Raw genomic sequence first — 17,388 nt, forward strand, 5'->3', positions numbered from 1 at the left:
CCCAGCCGGCCCGCGCCGGGGCCGGCGCCTGTTCGCGTCGCCGGGACGCTGGTGAGACGATGGTCCCGTGAACGATGCCGATAACACCCAAAATTCTGCTTCCCAGCCCCTGGACGAGCGCGTCAACAACCGCTCGCAGCGCCCCGTTTCGGACGCCTTCAAGGCCTTTATGGCCAGCAACTGGGCGCCCGCCAGCCAGGATCTGCCCGGCCGCGACGCCGTGGCCGGTTTCGCCGCAACCCGGCGCAAAACCGTCTCCGCGCGGTTCCCGGGCGAGCGCCTGGTCATCCCTGCCGGGCCGCCGAAGGTCCGCTCGAATGACTGCGATTACCGGTTCCGCCCGCATTCCGGGTTCGCCCACCTCACCGGCCTGGGCCTGGACCACGAGCCGGACGCCGTCCTGATCCTGGACCCGGTTGCCGAAGGAACGGGCGACGACGGCGGCACGCACCGCGCGACGCTCTACTTCCGTCCCCTGGCCGGGCGGGACACGGAACAGTTCTACGCCGACTCGCGCTCCGGTGAGTTCTGGATCGGCGCCCGCCCCACCCTCGCGGAATTCGAGGCCCGCCTGGGCCTGGCAACAGCCCACCTTGACGGGCTCGAAAGCGCCATCACCAAAAACGTAGGAGCGCCGGAGATCGGCGGCACCTCCATCCGCCTGGTCCGCAAGGTGGACGAGAACATTGACGCCCTGGTGGACACGGCCCGGTACAACACGGCCAAGGATCCGGACAACCTGGATATGGGTGCCCTCGACGCCCTGGACGAAAAGCTCAGCGAGGCCCTGTCCGAGGAGCGCCTGATCAAGGACGCCTGGGAGATCGAACAGATGGAGGTGGCCGTGGCAGCCACCGTTGAAGGGTTCGAGGAAGTGGTCAAGTCGCTGCCCCGCGCACTGACCCACGCCCGCGGCGAGCGTGTGGTGGAAGGCGCCTTCTTCGCCCGCGCCCGCGAAGTGGGCAACGAGCTGGGCTACGACACGATTGCCGCTGCCGGCAACAACGCCACAGTGCTGCACTGGACCCGCAACACCGGCACGGTCTCCGCCGGCGAACTCCTGCTGCTGGACGCCGGCGTCGAGGCCGACTCCCTCTACACCGCTGACATCACCCGCACCCTCCCCGCCAACGGCACGTTCACGGAGATCCAGCGCAAGGTCTACGAAGCAGTCCTCGACGCCGCCGACGCCGGCTTCGCTGCTGCCCGGCCCGGAACCCGGTTCCGGGAAATCCACACCGCCGCCACCACCGTCCTGGCCGAACGCCTGGCCAGCTGGGGCCTGCTGCCCGTTTCCGTCGAGGAAGCCATCAGCCCCGAAGGCCAGCAGCACCGCCGCTGGATGCCGCACGGCACCAGCCACCACCTGGGCCTGGACGTCCACGACTGCGCACAGGCCAAACGGGAACTCTACTTGGACGGCATCCTCACGGAGGGCATGGTCTTCACCATTGAACCGGGCCTCTACTTCAAGAACGAGGACCTGGCCATTCCCGCCGAATACCGCGGCATCGGCGTCCGGATCGAGGACGACATCCTGATGACAGCGGACGGTCCGGTGAACCTCAGCGCTGCCCTGCCCCGCAAGGCCGAGGACGTCGAAGACTGGATGGCAGGCATCTACCGCGAGGCCGACGCCGGCAACTAAGTCCGGCGCCCGGCCCCCTGCGGGTGCCTCCGGGCAAACACAAAGAAGCTCCCGGATCACGGATCCGGGAGCTTCTTTGTTTGTTCTGGTCCGGCTACTGCCGGGAATCACCCTGGCGCTGGTCGCCGGGGGTTTGCTGCGCATCCGGCTGCTGGCCGTCCTGCTGCTGCGCGGCGGGCTGGTGGGCATCCTGCTGCTGCGCCGGCTGGCCGTTCTCCGGTCCTGTTGGCTGTTGCACGCGGACGCCATACTGCGGGCGGCCGTCCGGCAGGTCCGGGTAGGTGGTGGCGCGGGGTACGGCAGGCTGCTGCTGGGCATTGCCGGCATTTTGCCCGCTGCCATCCTGGGGCTGGCCGGCGGGCACCTGGTTGCCGTTCGGCTGGACGGGAGCCGCAGCGGGCTGCTGCCCGTACGGATCAGTCCAACCGGAAGGGCGCGCCGGGCCCTGGCCCGGCTGGTAAGGCTGGCTGGGCTGGCCCTGCTGCGGCTGGTTCGGTTGGCCCTGCTGGCCCTGCTGCGGCTGGCCCGGCTGGTAAGGTTGGTGCGGTTGCCCCGGCTGGTGGTTCTGCTGGTATGGCTGCTGGTAATCGCGCTGCGAGTACGCACCCTGGCCAGCGGCGGCGTCCGAGCGGGTCATGGGCAGCTGCTGCAGGAGCCGGCGGGCCTCGTGCGACGCTTCGGGTGCCACAATAACGTCATAGTTGGTGGCAACCACCTGGCTGGTGGAGGTGAAGTCCCGCTTGCCGCGCTGGGCTGCATACGTGACGATGCCGAACAGCATAAAGAAGGCGGCGCCCATCAGCACTGACGTGAGGATGGAGAAGTACCCGGGGGACGGGGCGAAGAAGGACAGCATCACCCCGACAAACAGGCCGAACCACATGCCGCTCAAGGCTCCGGACAGTGCCACCCTGGGGTAGCTGAGGCGCCCGGTGACACGTTCCACCATCTTCAGCTCATTGCCCACAATGGACACCATCTGGACCGGGAACTGCTGGTCGGCGAGGTAGTCCACTGCCTTCTGCGCATCCAGGTACGAGGTGTAGGAGCCAACGGTGTCGCCGGTGGGGACGGCCCGGGACTGGTCCAGGCCGTTCTGGCCACCTGCCTTGGGAGCGCCAAAAATGTTTGCCATACCCCCATTCTTGCCCATCAGCATGTGTGCTGCCTGTAAATTCAGCTAAAAGAGAGCAGACTCGGTAGCCTGTACGGGTGAGCACAACACCTACCCGCGTCTTTGTAGCGCGCCTTCTGGGACTCGACGTCTTCGACCCGCTGGGAGACCGGCTGGGGCGGCTGCGCGATGTTGTGGTGCTTTCCCGGGGAACCCAGGGTGCACCGCACGTGGTGGGCATCGTGGTGGAGGTCCCCGGCAAAAAACGCGTTTTTGTGCCCATGACGCGGATTACCTCCATTGACCAGACCCAGGTCATCTGCACCGGACTGGTCAATCTCCGCCGGTTTGAACAGCGCGGGGCCGAGACTCTGGTGGTCGCCGAGATGTTCGACCGCCGGGTCACCCTCCGGGACGGCAGCGGTGATGCCACCATCGAGGACATCGCCATGGACCAGCACCGGTCCAGGGACTGGTTCGTCAGCAAGCTCTTTGTGCGCCGCGGCCATTCCCTGTCCCCCTTGAGCCGGCTGCGTCGGAACGAGACCCTGATCATCGACTGGGCGGACGCGCTGCAAGGCGCCCACACCGAGCCCCAGGCCGCCACGCAGTTCGTGGCCAACCACGAAGACCTGAAACCGGCTGACTTCGCCGAGGCCCTTCAGGAGATGAGCGACAAGCGCCGCTTCGAGGTGGCCAGCGAACTGCAGGACGAGCGCCTGGCCGACGTCCTGCAGGAAATGCCGGAGGACGACCAAGTGGAGATCCTCTCCGCCCTGGACGTCCAGCGTGCCGCCGATGTGTTGGAAGAGATGGATCCGGACGACGCCGCGGACCTCCTTGGCGAGCTCCCCTCGGCCCAGGCCGAGGAACTGCTGCAGCTCATGGAACCCGAAGGCGCCGAAGATGTCCGTCGGCTCCTCGAATACGACGAGGACACCGCGGGCGGCCTGATGACGCCGGTTCCCGTGATCCTCCCGCCTGAAGCCACCGTGGCGGAAGCGCTTGCCCATGTCCGGCGCGAAGAGCTCTCCCCCGCACTGGCGTCGTCGATCTTTATTGCCCGGCCGCCGCTGGAGACACCCACCGGGCGTTTCCTGGGCGTGGTCCACATCCAGCAGTTGCTGCGGTTCCCGCCGTTTGAGCCCCTGGGCAACCTCGTGGACAAAAACCTGGAGCCGCTCTCCGACCAGGCCCACATCAGCGAAGTGGCCCGCACCCTGGCCACGTACAACCTCAATTCCCTCCCCGTGGTCAATGACGCCGGCCGGCTTGTGGGGGCGGTGACTGTTGATGACGTTTTGGATCATCTGTTGCCGGACGACTGGCGCGCCCATGATGGCGAAGCCCCGATAAGGAAGCTCGGTGGCCGCATTGGCTGACAGCAGTGCTCCGAAGAACCCCAACCAGCGCGGCAACGGCAAGGCTGCAGGCAAGGGAAGCCTCGACACCCCGTTGAGCGGCAGGCAACGGATCCTGCCTAAATTCTCGCCGGACCCGGATGCATTCGGCCACGCCACCGAAGGCTTTGCCCGATTCATGGGGACGCCCCAGTTCCTGGTCTACATGACCGTCTTCTGTATCTTCTGGCTGGTGTGGAACTCCTTCGCTCCGGTGGACTGGCAGTTCGACTCCAAGGAACTCGGCTTCACGCTCCTCACGCTCATGCTCTCGCTGCAGGCCTCCTACGCTGCCCCGCTGCTGCTCCTGGCCCAGAACCGCCAGGACGACCGCGACCGTGTCTCGCTGCAACAGGACCGCCAGCGTGCCGAGCGCAACCTCTCGGACACCGAGTACCTGACCCGGGAGCTGGCCTCCCTGCGGATCGCGCTGCGCGAGGTGGCCACCCGTGACTACGTCCGGGCGGAGCTGCGCTCCCTGCTTGAGGACATGCTGGAGGCGCAGGAGGAACTGCGCACCCACGACACCACCGGGCCGGGTCATCACGAAACACCGCGGGACAAGGTCAAGGAAAAGCTCAAGGAGAAGCGGGACCGGCAACGCAACCCGAAGACCCAGCAGATCCCCCGCGTCAAACCCAACCACTCCTCCCAGGACCGCTGACGCATGGACACCGAACATTCCCCGGGCGGCCCGCTGTCGGAGGCCGTCCAGCAGGCCCTGGCCGGCGTCATGGATCCGGAGCTCCGCCGCCCCATCACCGAGCTTGGCATGGTGGAGTCCGTCATCGTCTCCGCAGAAGGGCACGTTGACCTGGCGGTCCTGCTGACCATTGCGGGCTGCCCGCTCCGCGACACCATCACCAAGGACTCCGAACGCGCCCTGCTGGCCGTCCCCGGTGTCACCGGTGTCACCGTCACCCTGAACGTGATGGACCAGGCCCAGCGCGACGCCCTCAAGGACAAACTCCGCGGCGCCGGCGGCCAACGCGGTATCCCGTTCAACGAGCCGGACTCGCTGACCAAGGTCTTCGCCGTGGCCAGCGGGAAGGGTGGCGTGGGTAAATCCTCTGTCACGGTCAACCTTGCCTGCTCCCTGGCGGCGCAGGGGCTCCGGGTAGGCATCGTGGACGCGGACGTGTACGGCTTCTCGGTGCCCGGCCTGATGGGCATCACCCAAACGCCCACGCGGGTGGATGACATGATCCTGCCGCCCGTCGCGTACGGCGTGAAGGTCATCTCCATCGGCATGTTCGTGACGGGCAACCAGCCGGTGGCCTGGCGCGGACCCATGCTGCACCGTGCCCTGGAACAGTTCCTGACGGACGTCTACTTTGGTGACCTGGATGTCCTTTTCCTGGACCTGCCGCCGGGTACCGGGGACATCGCCATCTCCGTGGCCCAGCTGCTGCCCACAGCGGAGATCCTGGTGGTCACCACCCCGCAGGCGGCAGCGGCGGACGTCGCCGAGCGCGCAGGCGCCATCGCCACCCAGACCGGCCAGAAAGTCGCCGGGGTCATCGAGAACATGTCCTACCTGGAGATGCCCGACGGCGGCAGGATGGAATTGTTCGGAAGCGGCGGCGGGGCGGTCCTCACCCAGCGGCTGAGTGCCGCCGTGGGAACCACGGTGCCGCTCCTGGGCCAGATCCCGCTGGACATCCAGCTCCGCGAGGGCGGGGATACGGGTGTTCCCATCGTCATCGGCCAACCCGGCACGCCTGCTGCTGCGGCGCTCTCCGGCATCGCCGGCTCACTGGCGGCCAAGCCGCGCGGGCTGGCCGGGTTGAAGCTCGGGCTGCAGCCGCGCTGACGGCCCCGCCTGCGGGGCCTAGGTTGCTTCGGTGTCGAACGGTGCGGCTTCGCCGGCCGGGAGGCGCGGCACCACGCGTTCGGGCCGCTGAGGTGCAGCGGCTGCGGCCCCTGCCACGGCGGCGACGGCGGCCGGCGCACCCGCGCTGACGGGCTTGGAGTCGTCGTCCATCAGGGCTTCCTTGATGATGCGGCGAGGGTCGTACTGGCGCGGGTCGTACTTCTTCCAATCGACCTCGTCGATGTCGATGCCGACTTCTTCCTTGATCTGCTCGCGGGCGCCGGAGGCCATGCGCCGGACTTCCTTCACCAGGTTGGCAAGCTTCTGGGTATATTCAGGCAGCCGCTGTGGACCGATCACCAGGATGCCAATGATCAGCAGGAGGAAAAACTCCGGGCCGTTGATTCCAAACACGTTAGGAAGATTACCCTTTCCGGGCTGCCAGCGGCGATTCCCGCCCGGCGGGGGCAGCAACCGCCCGCTTTACTGGGTCAAAAGGGTCACAATCCTGTTCAGTCCGCGCTGCAGCCGGTGGGCCAGGGACTCTCCCGCCACAGTACCCGACGCCGGCGCTTCCGCCGCGACACCCGCGCCGGCCTGCGCGCTGACGCGTTCCAGGATGGGCACGGCGTCATCGGCCTGCTCGGCGGGAAGGTCCGATTCGTAGGTGAACGTCCGGCCCTCGGTCCGGTAGGTCACGGACCAGGGCGAGGCGCTGCGGACCTCCACGCCGTCCGCCGCGGTGCGCAGCGCGGCGGCGGACGAATGCTGCTCCGTCACGGTGGCGTAATGGATGCCGTCCGAAAGCCGGATCTCCACGGCAGGCTGCCCGTCGATCACCAGGGCCCGGGCCGATTCGAGGCGGAATCCCAGGCCGGCCAGTTCCGGGCATGCCCAGCCCTCGTCCCGGAGCAGGGCAAGCTGGCCGGCCGTGAGGGCACGGCCGTCCGCGGGCGTCCGGGCCGAAACATGGGACAGCGCGGCCGGGGAAGTGGAATCAGGCAGCGGCGAACCGGAGACGGCCAGGGCGCCCACGGCAAGGACCCCGGCGGCCGCCACGGTTCCGCCTGCGGTCAATGCCACGGCACGTGCAAACCTGCGGGGCGGCTCAGGCTGTGCTGCCGGTTGCCGGGCAGCGAACTCGTGGGTCCGGGCCAGCAGGCGGGCTGTCAGGTCCTCGCTGGCCTGCGGAACAGGCGCATCGCGCAGCCGTTCGAGGTATTGGCGTTCCCTGCGCACAGCGCCGGCACAGTCGCTGCATTCCTGCAGGTGGCTGTTCGTCCGCTGGTGCCGGCCGGCAAAGGGATTGGGGGGCCTCATGCGCCGATCAGAGGATGCCGGCGATGCGCGGCAGGGACAGCTTCCGGCGGGCCTGCTGCGGGCGCGGGTCCCGGTGGGCCAGCTTTTCCCGGAGCATGGTGCGGCCGCGGTGGATCCTGGAACGCACGGTGCCCAGCTTGACGTCCAGCGCTGCGGCCACTTCGTCGTAGGACAACCCTTCGAGATCGCACAGCACCACGGCTGCGCGGAAGTCCGGCGGCAGGTCCTCAAGGGCAGCCTGCACGTCGAGGTCAAGGTTGTTGAACTCGAAGCTTTGCTCGGGTCCGGGCTCACGGCCGGGAAGGCGGGACTCGGCGTCGTCCGACAGGGCGTCGAACCGGATCCTGGTCTTGCGCCGGGCCTGGTCGAGGAACAGGTTGGTGGTGATGCGGTGCAGCCAGCCGTCCAGGGTCCCGGGCTTGAAGTTTTCAAGGGACCGGAAGACGCGCACAAACACCTCCTGGGTGAGGTCTTCGGCATCGAACTTGTTGCCGGTCAGGCGGTAAGCGAGCCGGTATACCTTGGCGGAGTGGTTGGTAACCACTTCCTCCCAGGTGGGCCGGACCCATTCGACCTCAGGCTGGTGTACTGCAGGGACAGGTGCCACAACTGGTGATGACATCGTCCACTCCCCTCGTGGAATTACAAACGCCCGGATACTGTTGACATCTCTGATTCGGCGCCGATCACCTTTTGGATGAGCGGATATTCATCCTTTCAAACTTGGCTGGGAATTTCCTGATTGCGTCGTAACTTCAGCCTTGGGCGCAATGCCTGCCGGCACCGCCGTTTCGGCCGGACACAGTAGGCTGTAAAAGACATTTCCCGCCCCGCCCAGAAAGCGAAATCCATGAGCGCCGACAAATCCAGCAGCTGGTCCTATGCAGAAGATCTGCCCGCTGAGGATGAGGTCATGCTGCGCGCCCGGGAACGCTCTTTTGAACTGGGTGTAGCGCCTATCGGACCGGGCGTCGGTGCTGTCCTGACCGTGCTGGCCGCCGTTTCCAAGGCCCAGACCGCCGTCGAGATCGGAACCGGCGCTGGCGTCTCCGGCGTCTGCCTGCTCCGGGGCCTCGGCAAGCAGGCAGTCCTGACCACCATCGACGTCGACGTTGAGCACCTCAGGGCGGCACGGGAGGCGTTCGCCGAGGCCGGCAGCCCGGCCAACAGGACCAGGACCATCTCCGGCCGCGCCGGCGACGTCCTGCCGCGCCTCACGGACGGCGCGTACGACCTCGTCTTCATCGACGCCGACAAGCCGGGACTCCCCGGCTACGTTGAGCAGGGCATCCGCCTCCTGAAGCGCTCCGGCCTGCTGATCATCAACGACGCCCTGGACAAGGACCGGGTGTCCAACCCGGCCGGCAGGGACGCCAACACGGTGGTGCTCCGCCAGGTGGGCCGCTCCATCCGCGACGACGACAGGCTGGCCTCGGCAATGCTGCCCACCGGCGACGGCCTCCTGGTGGCAGTCAAGAAATAGGACAGGGCCCGCAGCCCACAGGGCTGCGGACCCTGTCCGCTGGAACTGCTATTCGGTAACGCCCACCAGGCATTCCTTCAGGTTGGCCGCTTCTGCAGCGTTCAGTTCCACCACGAGTCGCCCGCCGCCTTCGAGCGGGACGCGCATGATAAGGCTGCGGCCCTCCTTGGTGACTTCCATTGGGCCGTCGCCGGTGCGTGGTTTCATAGCCGCCATGAGGAATTCCCCTCCATTTTGTCCCAGGACTGATCAACCCGGTCGGGCTGTGTCCGCATGTCGAGCATGCTGCGATGCCGGGGAGTCAGTCCCCCGCCAAGGCTGCGCGTATTCTGAATGCTTTTGTCCTTGCTTACTTACTATTATCGCGGAATTACCCGGCTGTAGCTAATCGATGGACATTTTCGTCCACCGGGTATTCGCAGCAGGCACACCGGGTGGCGCTTGGCGGCTACGGCGGATAATCCCCGCCGCCGGGCAGTTGGGCCCAGGCCCACAGCCACACGATCCACACCATCTGCAGCAGCAGGAACATCACCACCACGGTCCCGCGGTACGCCCGGGAGCGGGACAGCAGCACCGCGCCGAGCGCCAGCGGGAACAGGGGCAGCAGCATCCGGAACGTGCTGGTCTGCGGGTGCAGGAACATCACCAGGTAGCCCATGTAGCAGGCACACCAGAGCCGGATTTCGACGCCGAGCCGCACCACGGGCGGCAGGAACAGCATCGCACCGAAAAGGGCCACAAAAACAAATGGAGCCAGCAGGCCCAGGACAGGACCGAAAAGGTCGACGCCGGTGTCGAACCAAGGCTTGAAAGGCACCAGGTCGTGGCCGCGCCACACCGTTTCGGTACGGGTATACGCCTGGATGTCGCCGGTGGCCACCCACGCGGCTGCAGGCCATGCCAGCGCGGAAAGGCCGGCGACGGCGGTCAGTCCGGTAAGGGCGGCGAGGTCACCCCGGGAGTGCGCAGCCGGGGTTGCGGTTCCGTCCCGCTGGCTGCGCAAGTGTTCCATGAACCGGTACACCAAGAGCAGTCCCACCATGGCAGCGAACGGGACACCCACGGGCCGGGACAGGCACAGCAGCACCACCACCGGCATGGCCAGGAAGTAGCGGCGCCGGATCACCAGCAGCAGGGCGACGGCGAGGAGCAACAGGTTCAGTGGTTCGGCGTAGGGGACCTGCAGGACCGCCGACACCGGGAAAGCGGCGAAGAAGGCCACGCCCCACAACGCCGGCGCGTGCGCCGCCTTCTGCCGGAACAGCAGGTACACGGCCAGGGCCGCCCCCCACCCGGACAGCATGGCCACAACGGTGAGGGCGGCCGCGGGGCTCAGTCCCGTGAGCGTGCTGAGGCCACCGGACAGCGCCGGGAAAAGCGGATAAAACGCCCACGTGTTTTCCTGGACATTGCCTGCAGCGTCGGTGGGCAGCACCGCCGGGTAGCCGTTGGCGATCACCTGGCCGTACCAGCGGGCGTCCCAGATGTTGATGAAGTTCCAGTAGTTGGGTTTGGGCGGGAACCACGGGTTGACGCCCTGATGCAGGGCTGCGGCCATAAAGATGCCTGCACTGACCAGGCGGGCGGCGAGGTAGATGGCCGAGGCCTGGACCCACCAGGGCCAGTTGCGCACCGCCGATCCGGTCCTGGCGGCGATGGACTGCGCCGAGGCGGTGAAGCCGGGGCGGCGCACTGCGGTGCTCACTGGCTGCCGGATTCCGCGGCTGGTGCGGCGGATTCCGGAGCCGGGGACCCGCCGTCGGCCGCCGACTCCAAGGCGAGCACCCGGGTCCGGAGCGCGGTCACCTCACGTTCCCTGGCAGCCAATTGGTCCCGCAGCTCGTCCAGGACCTGGTCCACCTGATCCATCCGGTAGCCGCGGAGCCCCAGCGAAAACCGCACCCGGTCCACGTCCTCCGGACGTGCCCGGGCCGGGAGCAGCACCGGCGGAAGGTTCGCGGCAGGCTGTTCGAAGCCGCCCTCAAGCAGGTCAGGAACCGGCCGTGCCGCCACCTTCCGGGCACGCCGGCCCACGCTGACCCACAGGACAGCACCAACAAGCGCGATCGCAACAAAAACCAGGAAAAAGCTCACCGTTCCATCGTGCCAGACCAGAGGGCTGCGCTACTCCGGGCGCTGCTCGCCGTTTGTGGCCGGAGAGACGGCCATGTGAAGCACATGGTCCACGGCTTCAGCAGGATCATCCACCACCTGGATCAGGTCCAGGTCCTTTTCGGACACCATGCCTTCGGCCACCAGGGTGCCCCGGATCCAGTCGACCATAGGGGACCAGAAGTCAACGCCGAGCAGCACGATGGGGAACGAGGTCACCTTTCGGGTTTGGACCAGCACCATTGCCTCAAAAAGTTCATCAAGGGTGCCCAGCCCGCCGGGAAGCACAATAAAGCCCTGCGCGTATTTCACAAACATGGTTTTGCGGGCAAAGAAGTAGCGGAAGTTGATCCCCAGGTCGACCCACTGGTTCAGGCCCTGCTCAAACGGCAGTTCGATGCCGAGGCCCACGGAGAGGCCTTTGCCCTCCACGGCACCCCGGTTGGCGGCTTCCATGGAGCCGGGCCCACCGCCGGTGATGACGGCCACGCCGGCTTCGGCCAGTTTCCGGCCCACTTCCACTCCCATCTCGTAATACGGGGTGCCGGGCTTGGTCCGGGCCGAGCCGAAAACGCTGACGGCTTTGCCAATGCCCGCCAGGGCGCCGAAGCCTTCAACAAACTCACTTTGGATCCGCAGCACGCGCCACGGATCGGTATGCACAAACTGGCCGGCGCCGGTGGTATCCAGCAGGTGCTGGTCGGACATATCCACGTGTGCCTGTTCACGGCGAAGTTCAAGGGGGCCTTTACGGCGCGGCTGGGAATTCTTGGCCGGATCTGCGTTGATGCTCATATCCCAAGGCTAACCTCAGGCGGGAGGTATCTCTTGAATCACGATCGGCGCGAACTTGGCGTGATTCGCATCATAAGGCCCGGTTGTTCGCTAGATTCTTTTTTATGACTACTCAAGTGCCCGGCGATTCGCTCGTCTCCCTGACGGCCGTCAATAAGCATTACGGCCAGCTGCACGTTCTCAAGGACATCAACCTCAACGTCCGCAAGGGCGAGGTTGTTGTGGTCATCGGGCCCTCCGGTTCCGGTAAGTCCACTCTTTGCCGCGCCATCAACCGCCTGGAAACCATCGAGGACGGCACCATTTCCATCGACGGGAAAGTCCTCCCCTCAGAAGGCAAGGAACTCGCGCAGCTCCGGGCCGACGTCGGAATGGTCTTCCAGTCGTTCAACCTGTTTGCACACAAAACCATCCTGGAAAACGTCACCCTGGGACCCATCAAGGTCAAGGGCGTGGCCAAGACCACCGCGGACAAGGACGCCATGGCGCTGCTGGAGCGGGTGGGCGTGGGCCATCAGGCGCCCAAGCTTCCCGCCCAGCTCTCCGGCGGCCAGCAGCAGCGCGTCGCAATTGCACGGGCTTTGGCAATGAAGCCGAAGGTCATGCTGTTCGACGAGCCCACGTCAGCCCTGGACCCGGAAATGATCAACGAGGTCCTGGACGTGATGGTCCAGCTCGCCAAGGAAGGCATGACCATGATCGTGGTCACGCACGAGATGGGCTTCGCCCGCAAGGCCGCCGACCGTGTGGTCTTTATGGCGGACGGCCAGATCGTCGAGGACGCCACTCCGGAAGAGTTCTTCACCAACCCCAAGAGTGACCGGGCCAAGGACTTCCTGTCCAAGCTCCTCACGCACTGATTTACGAACCTCAACTCTCAAGTTCGCATCCAGGCCGTAACCCACGGCCTTCAATGAAAGGAATGTCATGAAGGCATTTATGACCCGGCGGAAGTCACTCCTCGTGGCAGCTACCGCTGCCCTTGCACTCTCCCTGTCCGCTTGCGGCGACGGCGGCAGCACCGCCGGCAGTGACCCCACCGTGGCCGAAAAGCCCACGTTCGCCGCCGGCACCACCATGGAGAAGCTCGCCTCGGCCGGCAGCATCAAGATCGGTACCAAGTTCGACCAGCCGCTCTTCGGCCAGGTGGGCCTCGACGGCAAGCCGGTTGGCTTCGACGTGGAAATGGGCAAGCTGATTGCCGCCAAGCTGGGCATCGCTGCTGACAAAATCGAATGGTCCGAGACCGTCTCCGCCAACCGCGAGCCCTTCATCGAGCAGGGCAAGGTTGACCTGGTGATCGCCACGTACACGATCAACGACAAGCGCAAGCAGGTTGTCAGCTTCGCCGGACCGTACTACGAAGCCGGCCAGGCCCTGATGGTCAACAAGGACAACGACTCCATCAAGACCCCCGAAGACGTCAAGGGCAAAAAAGTCTGCTCCGTCACCGGTTCCACCCCCGCCGCCACGATCGTGGACAAGTACGGCGCTGAACTCGTTCCGGCAGCCACGTACTCCGCGTGCCTCGAGCCGCTGCGCAACAAGCAGGTTGAAGCGATCACCACGGACAACGTGATCCTGGCCGGTTTTGTGGACAAGGAGCCGGACGCTTTCAAGCTGGCCTCTGACGAGACCTTCACCAAGGAGCCCTACGGCATCGGCCTGAAGAAGGATGACACTGAGTTCCGTGGCTGGATCAACGACCAGCTCGAGGAATTCGGCAAGGACGGATCCTACAAGAAGGCTTGGGAGGCCACCGCCGGTTCGGTCATCAAGACCGCGCCCGAACTGCCTGAGATCAACCGCTACTAAGGCTCAACGGCAGTGCCGGGGCGCGCTTCGGCGGCCCGGCACTGCATTGCTCCCCCACCCTCCGCTTCTTGAGCCGAAGGATCATATGGACGTCATCATTGAAAGTCTGCCCCTGTACTGGGAGGGCTTTCTCCGCACCCTTTTCCTGTCAGCCGTCTCCGGGGTGATCGCGCTGGTACTGGGAACCCTCTTGGCAGCTGCCAGGGTCTCGCCCGTGGCTGCCCTCCGTGGCTTCAGCACTGTCTACGTGGAGATCCTCCGCAACACTCCGCTGACCATTGCCTTCTTCTTTGCCGCAATCGTGCTTCCCCGCCTGGGCGTCCAGTTCGCCCAGTTTGAGGTGGCGGCCATCATTGCCCTCAGCTCCTACACCGCGGCGTTCATCGCTGAAGCTGTCCGCTCCGGTGTCAACAGCGTGCCGGTAGGCCAGGCCGAAGCGGCCCGCAGTATCGGCATGAACTTCGGCCAGGTCCTGAACCTCATCATCCTCCCGCAGGCACTGCGGACGGTGATCCCGCCGTTGATCAACATCCTGATCGCCCTGGTGAAGAACTCCTCCGTGGCCGGCGCATTCTTCGTCCTGGAACTGTTCGGTTACGGCCGGCAGCTGGCCAACGCCAACGGTGACCAGGTCATCACGGTCCTGCTGGGCACAGCGTTCTTCTATCTCCTTCTCACCGTCCCGCTGGGCATCCTTGCCAGCACGGTGGAGCGAAAGGTGGCGATTGCCCGATGAGCTCGGTACTTTACGACGTTCCCGGCCCCAAGGCCCGCCGGATATCCCTGATCGGCTCCGTGGTGGGCGGCCTGGCAATCCTCGGGCTGCTGGCCTGGATCATCTTCACTTTGGGCCAGCAGGGCATCTTTGAGGGCCGGCGCTGGCAGATCTTCACCCGGGCGGACGTGTGGCGCCTGCTGGGCAACGGGTTGGGTGCAACACTGTCGGCCGCGGGGCTGGCCGCCGTCATTGCCTTCCCGTTAGGCCTGCTGCTGTGCCTGCTCCGGATCTCCGACCTCAAGGCCATCCGGATTCCCACCCGCGTTGTCCTTGAGTTCCTTCGCGGCATGCCCGTGGTCCTGATGATGCTGTTTATCCTCCTGGGCTTCGGCACATCGCAATTTATTGCGGTCGTTGCCGGCTTGGTGGTCTACAACGCCGCAGTCTTCGCGGAAATCATCCGGGCAGGCATCCAGTCCCTCCCCAAGGGCCAACGCGAAGCGGGCCTGGCCATCGGCCTGACCAGCTTCAAATCACGCATGCTGATCGAACTTCCGCAGGCTGTCCGCCGGATGATGCCGTCCCTGGTGGCGCAGCTGGTGGTCCTCCTGAAGGACACCTCGCTTGGCTACATCGTGGCCTACGGCGAATTGCTGCGGGCAGTCCAGCTCATGGCGGACGTCCTGGGACCGGCCTTCCTGTTCCCCGTGTTCTTCGTGGCCGCGGCAATGTACATCGCCATCAACATCGCCATCTCGCGGCTCGCCGTGTGGATCGAACGGCGCGGTTCCAAGAAAGCCGCCGGCGGCACAGCCAAGGCTGACCCGGTGGCTGTCGAGGCAGCTGCTCCCTAACCAGCGAAGAGAAATGGCCCGGATCGAACGATCCGGGCCATTTCTTTGCAGTGCGCCTAGCCCGCCAGCCAGTCCTGCAGCGCCTTGAGGCAGGTGCGGATGGCCTCCGCGTCCACGTGCTCATTGTCCTTGTGGGCCAGCAGCGGGTCTCCGGGGCCGAAGTTCACTGCCGGGATCCCCAGTTCGCTGAAACGGGCGACGTCGGTCCACCCGTATTTGGGCTTGGGTTCGGCTCCCACAGCGGCCACAAAGGAGGCGGCGGCCGGGTGGTTCAGTCCGGGCCTCGCTCCCGCCGCCGCGTCGGTCCGCACCACATCGAAACCGGCAAGCAGCTCACGCACGTGGGCCTCCGCCTGGTCCGGGTCCTTGTCCGGGGCAAAGCGGTAGTTGATTTCCACCACGCATTTGTCCGGGATCACGTTGCCGGCGGTTCCGCCGTGGATCTTCACGGCGTTCAAGCTCTCGCGGTAGTCCAGGCCGTCCACGTTGACCGTCCGGGGCGCATAGTCCGCGAGCCGCGCCAAAATGGGAGCCGCGGCGTGGATGGCATTGCTGCCCATCCAGGCCCGCGCCGAGTGGGCGGACTCTCCCACTGTGGTGGCCTCGAACCGGCTGGTGCCGTTGCACCCACCCTCGACTGTGCCGTTGGTGGGCTCGAGAAGGATGGCGAAATCGCCATCCAGAAGGTCGCCGTGGTTCCGGACCAGCCGGCCCAGGCCGCTTTTGACCGCTTCCACTTCCTCATGGTCGTAAAACACAAAGGTGACGTCGCGCGCAGGCTCCGCACCGCCGTCGAACATGCCTGCGGCGAGTGCCAGCTGGACCGCAACCCCGCCCTTCATGTCCGTGGCACCCCGGCCGTACAGCACCCCTTCGCCGGGCACGCCGGATTCCCAGGTGGAGGGCACGGTGCCTTTGGAACCAGCCACCAGCGGCAGGGGCACAGTGTCCAGGTGGCCGGCCAGGATGACCCGTTCGGATCGGCCCAGCTCCGTCCGGGCGATCAGGGCGTCCCCGTCGCGGACAACGCTGAGCTGCGGAATGGCCAGCAACGCCTGCTCCACGGCGTCGGCGAGCTCCTTTTCGTTGCCGGAGACACTGTCGATGTCCATGATGGCGGCGGTCAGCTGCGCCACATCCTGCCTGAGATCAAGCCGTGCGGGCGCCTGGACGGCATCCGTTTCCAGGCTTGCGGCGGCGGGAGGGGGCTCGGGGGAGGTTAGGGCAGTCACGAAGCCAGTCTAGTTCGAAGCCGGTGCCTGCCCTCGTTAGACTGGAAGGCATGACTGAGACTGCCGCTTCCGCTGTGCCCGAAACCTCGACCACCGCCGCCGGAGAGCGTTCCGCATACGGCTTCGGCGTGGCCACCATCGCCACGGCCAACGGATCCGCCACCGTACTGGACGCCTGGTTCCCCGCCCCCGCCCTGGGCGTCGCTGCGGAGAACCTCCGCGCCGTCGAGAATGCCGACGAAGCCCTGACCCTGATCGCCGAAAGCGGCGACGACGCCGACCGCGGCACCGAGCAGAAGGTGGTGTTCGTCCAGATCGACCTGGACGCAGCGCCGGCCGACACCGTCGATGCCTACCTCCGGCTCCACCTCCTTTCACACCGCCTGGTGCAGCCCAACAGCATCAACCTGGACGGCATCTTCGGCAAACTGCCCAACGTGGTGTGGACCAACTTCGGCCCCGCCGCCGTGGACGGCTTTGAACTCACCCGCGCCCGGCTCCGCAAGCGCGGCGCTGTCACCGTTTACGGGGTGGACAAGTTCCCACGCATGGTTGACTATGTGGTCCCCACCGGTGTGCGGATTGCCGACGCCGACCGGGTCCGCCTGGGCGCGCACCTGGCCGAAGGCACCACGGTGATGCACGAAGGCTTCGTCAACTTCAACGCCGGCACCCTGGGCACCTCGATGGTGGAAGGCCGGATCTCGGCCGGTGTGGTCACCGGCAACGGCAGCGACGTGGGCGGTGGCGCGTCCATCATGGGCATGCTGTCCGGCGGCGGCAAGGAACGGATCACCATCGGCGAGCGGGTGTTGCTTGGGGCCAACTCCGGCGTGGGCATCAGCATCGGCGACGACTCCGTGGTTGAAGCAGGCCTCTACGTCACCGCCGGTACCCGCGTCCGCGTGGTGGGACCCAAGGACGCCGACGGCGAAGACACCACCAAGGTGGTTAAGGCCGCCGAGCTCTCCGGCGTGCCGAACCTGCTGTTCCGCCGGAACTCCACCAGCGGCGCCGTGGAGGTCCTGGCCCGCAAGGGACAGACAGTGGAACTGAACACCGCCCTGCACGCCAACTGATT

At 66.1% G+C, this 17,388-nt stretch carries 19 protein-coding genes; 10 read left to right on the forward strand and 9 right to left on the reverse strand.

Annotated features, from left to right (window positions below; genetic code table 11):
• Positions 1-67 precede the first annotated feature (67 nt).
• The gene (locus ACRB8A_RS13000; protein ID WP_432244832.1) at positions 68-1,648 is read left to right on the forward strand and encodes an aminopeptidase P family protein; all 1,581 of its coding nucleotides are present in this window, start codon (positions 68-70) and stop codon (positions 1,646-1,648) included.
• Positions 1,649-1,742: 94 nt separating this feature from the next.
• Here the strand turns inward: ACRB8A_RS13000 and ACRB8A_RS13005 are convergent, their stop codons facing one another.
• The gene (locus tag ACRB8A_RS13005) at positions 1,743-2,783 is read right to left on the reverse strand and encodes a general stress protein (protein WP_050685905.1); all 1,041 of its coding nucleotides are present in this window, start codon (positions 2,781-2,783) and stop codon (positions 1,743-1,745) included.
• A 77-nt stretch (positions 2,784-2,860) separates the two neighbouring features.
• On the opposite strand from ACRB8A_RS13005, the gene ACRB8A_RS13010 reads away from it, so the two are divergent.
• The 3 genes from ACRB8A_RS13010 to ACRB8A_RS13020 are packed head-to-tail and all read left to right on the forward strand — an operon-like array spanning position 2,861 to position 5,975.
• Complete coding sequence (locus tag ACRB8A_RS13010; RefSeq protein WP_050685903.1) at positions 2,861-4,144, forward strand: magnesium transporter MgtE N-terminal domain-containing protein; 1,284 nt, start codon at positions 2,861-2,863, stop codon at positions 4,142-4,144.
• Complete coding sequence (locus tag ACRB8A_RS13015; RefSeq protein ID WP_050685901.1) at positions 4,128-4,826, forward strand: DUF1003 domain-containing protein; 699 nt, start codon at positions 4,128-4,130, stop codon at positions 4,824-4,826. The genes ACRB8A_RS13010 and ACRB8A_RS13015 overlap by 17 nt, the downstream gene beginning before the upstream one ends.
• Before the next feature lie 3 nt (positions 4,827-4,829).
• Complete coding sequence (locus ACRB8A_RS13020) at positions 4,830-5,975, forward strand: Mrp/NBP35 family ATP-binding protein (protein ID WP_285240704.1); 1,146 nt, start codon at positions 4,830-4,832, stop codon at positions 5,973-5,975.
• 18 nt (positions 5,976-5,993) lie between these two features.
• Here ACRB8A_RS13020 and ACRB8A_RS13025 read toward each other — a convergent pair whose 3' ends face one another.
• The 3 genes from ACRB8A_RS13025 to sigE all read right to left on the reverse strand — a co-directional run bounded on the left by ACRB8A_RS13025 (position 5,994) and on the right by sigE (position 7,917).
• The gene (locus ACRB8A_RS13025; RefSeq protein WP_050685897.1) at positions 5,994-6,389 is read right to left on the reverse strand and encodes a preprotein translocase subunit TatA; all 396 of its coding nucleotides are present in this window, start codon (positions 6,387-6,389) and stop codon (positions 5,994-5,996) included.
• Between the two features lie 69 nt (positions 6,390-6,458).
• Positions 6,459-7,295: an anti-sigma factor gene (locus ACRB8A_RS13030; RefSeq protein WP_285240703.1), complete on the reverse strand. Its 837-nt coding sequence runs from the start codon at positions 7,293-7,295 to the stop codon at positions 6,459-6,461.
• 7 nt (positions 7,296-7,302) lie between these two features.
• The gene (sigE, locus tag ACRB8A_RS13035) at positions 7,303-7,917 is read right to left on the reverse strand and encodes an RNA polymerase sigma factor SigE (RefSeq protein ID WP_050685895.1); all 615 of its coding nucleotides are present in this window, start codon (positions 7,915-7,917) and stop codon (positions 7,303-7,305) included.
• Positions 7,918-8,145: 228 nt separating this feature from the next.
• On the opposite strand from sigE, the gene ACRB8A_RS13040 reads away from it, so the two are divergent.
• A complete protein-coding gene (locus tag ACRB8A_RS13040) occupies positions 8,146-8,778 on the forward strand; it encodes an O-methyltransferase (protein ID WP_285240701.1) in 633 nt (210 codons plus the stop codon).
• 48 nt (positions 8,779-8,826) lie between these two features.
• Here the strand turns inward: ACRB8A_RS13040 and ACRB8A_RS13045 are convergent, their stop codons facing one another.
• From ACRB8A_RS13045 to ACRB8A_RS13060, 4 genes are all read right to left on the reverse strand, one after another.
• The gene (locus tag ACRB8A_RS13045) at positions 8,827-8,994 is read right to left on the reverse strand and encodes a DUF3117 domain-containing protein (RefSeq protein ID WP_009357720.1); all 168 of its coding nucleotides are present in this window, start codon (positions 8,992-8,994) and stop codon (positions 8,827-8,829) included.
• Between the two features lie 232 nt (positions 8,995-9,226).
• Entirely contained in the window at positions 9,227-10,486 is a 1,260-nt protein-coding gene (locus ACRB8A_RS13050) for a hypothetical protein (protein WP_432244833.1), read from the reverse strand.
• The gene (locus ACRB8A_RS13055; RefSeq protein ID WP_056597086.1) at positions 10,483-10,875 is read right to left on the reverse strand and encodes a DivIVA domain-containing protein; all 393 of its coding nucleotides are present in this window, start codon (positions 10,873-10,875) and stop codon (positions 10,483-10,485) included. Before ACRB8A_RS13055 ends, ACRB8A_RS13050 begins: the two co-directional genes overlap by 4 nt.
• A gap of 30 nt (positions 10,876-10,905) precedes the next feature.
• Positions 10,906-11,688, reverse strand: coding sequence for a TIGR00730 family Rossman fold protein (locus tag ACRB8A_RS13060; RefSeq protein ID WP_050685891.1), 783 nt, complete (start codon positions 11,686-11,688; stop codon positions 10,906-10,908).
• 104 nt (positions 11,689-11,792) lie between these two features.
• On the opposite strand from ACRB8A_RS13060, the gene ACRB8A_RS13065 reads away from it, so the two are divergent.
• From ACRB8A_RS13065 to ACRB8A_RS13080, 4 genes are all read left to right on the forward strand, one after another.
• A complete protein-coding gene (locus ACRB8A_RS13065) occupies positions 11,793-12,548 on the forward strand; it encodes an amino acid ABC transporter ATP-binding protein (protein ID WP_056597084.1) in 756 nt (251 codons plus the stop codon).
• A 67-nt stretch (positions 12,549-12,615) separates the two neighbouring features.
• Positions 12,616-13,503, forward strand: coding sequence for a glutamate ABC transporter substrate-binding protein (locus ACRB8A_RS13070; protein ID WP_050685889.1), 888 nt, complete (start codon positions 12,616-12,618; stop codon positions 13,501-13,503).
• An 85-nt stretch (positions 13,504-13,588) separates the two neighbouring features.
• On the forward strand, positions 13,589-14,239 hold the full coding sequence (locus tag ACRB8A_RS13075) for an amino acid ABC transporter permease (RefSeq protein ID WP_050685887.1): 651 nt from the start codon (positions 13,589-13,591) through the stop codon (positions 14,237-14,239).
• Positions 14,236-15,075 (forward strand): amino acid ABC transporter permease, encoded by an 840-nt coding sequence (locus ACRB8A_RS13080; protein WP_050685885.1) that lies wholly within the window; start codon positions 14,236-14,238, stop codon positions 15,073-15,075. Before ACRB8A_RS13075 ends, ACRB8A_RS13080 begins: the two co-directional genes overlap by 4 nt.
• 56 nt (positions 15,076-15,131) lie before the next feature.
• Here the strand turns inward: ACRB8A_RS13080 and dapE are convergent, their stop codons facing one another.
• Positions 15,132-16,262, reverse strand: a complete 1,131-nt coding sequence (gene dapE / locus ACRB8A_RS13085) for a succinyl-diaminopimelate desuccinylase (RefSeq protein ID WP_056597467.1) — start codon at positions 16,260-16,262, stop codon at positions 15,132-15,134.
• 95 nt (positions 16,263-16,357) lie between these two features.
• Here dapE and dapD point away from each other — a divergent pair, with 95 nt between their 5' ends.
• The gene (gene dapD / locus ACRB8A_RS13090; RefSeq protein ID WP_050685884.1) at positions 16,358-17,386 is read left to right on the forward strand and encodes a 2,3,4,5-tetrahydropyridine-2,6-dicarboxylate N-succinyltransferase; all 1,029 of its coding nucleotides are present in this window, start codon (positions 16,358-16,360) and stop codon (positions 17,384-17,386) included.
• Positions 17,387-17,388: the final 2 nt, after the last annotated feature.

The organism is Arthrobacter sp. G.S.26, assembly GCF_050847375.1.
GTDB lineage: Bacteria > Actinomycetota > Actinomycetes > Actinomycetales > Micrococcaceae > Arthrobacter.

What these genes read in the sequence shown, in the direction of transcription:
- ACRB8A_RS13070 (WP_050685889.1), top strand. Translation starts at nt 12,616, where the DNA reads ATGAAGGCATTTATGACCCGGCGGAAGTCACTCCTCGTGGCAGCTACC.
- ACRB8A_RS13080 (WP_050685885.1), top strand. Translation starts at nt 14,236, where the DNA reads ATGAGCTCGGTACTTTACGACGTTCCCGGCCCCAAGGCCCGCCGGATA.
- ACRB8A_RS13030 (WP_285240703.1), bottom strand. Translation starts at nt 7,295, where the DNA reads ATGAGGCCCCCCAATCCCTTTGCCGGCCGGCACCAGCGGACGAACAGC.
- ACRB8A_RS13005 (WP_050685905.1), bottom strand. Translation starts at nt 2,783, where the DNA reads ATGGCAAACATTTTTGGCGCTCCCAAGGCAGGTGGCCAGAACGGCCTG.
- ACRB8A_RS13045 (WP_009357720.1), bottom strand. Translation starts at nt 8,994, where the DNA reads ATGGCGGCTATGAAACCACGCACCGGCGACGGCCCAATGGAAGTCACC.
- ACRB8A_RS13060 (WP_050685891.1), bottom strand. Translation starts at nt 11,688, where the DNA reads ATGAGCATCAACGCAGATCCGGCCAAGAATTCCCAGCCGCGCCGTAAA.
- dapD (WP_050685884.1), top strand. Translation starts at nt 16,358, where the DNA reads ATGACTGAGACTGCCGCTTCCGCTGTGCCCGAAACCTCGACCACCGCC.
- ACRB8A_RS13075 (WP_050685887.1), top strand. Translation starts at nt 13,589, where the DNA reads ATGGACGTCATCATTGAAAGTCTGCCCCTGTACTGGGAGGGCTTTCTC.
- ACRB8A_RS13065 (WP_056597084.1), top strand. Translation starts at nt 11,793, where the DNA reads ATGACTACTCAAGTGCCCGGCGATTCGCTCGTCTCCCTGACGGCCGTC.
- sigE (WP_050685895.1), bottom strand. Translation starts at nt 7,917, where the DNA reads ATGTCATCACCAGTTGTGGCACCTGTCCCTGCAGTACACCAGCCTGAG.
- ACRB8A_RS13040 (WP_285240701.1), top strand. Translation starts at nt 8,146, where the DNA reads ATGAGCGCCGACAAATCCAGCAGCTGGTCCTATGCAGAAGATCTGCCC.
- ACRB8A_RS13020 (WP_285240704.1), top strand. Translation starts at nt 4,830, where the DNA reads ATGGACACCGAACATTCCCCGGGCGGCCCGCTGTCGGAGGCCGTCCAG.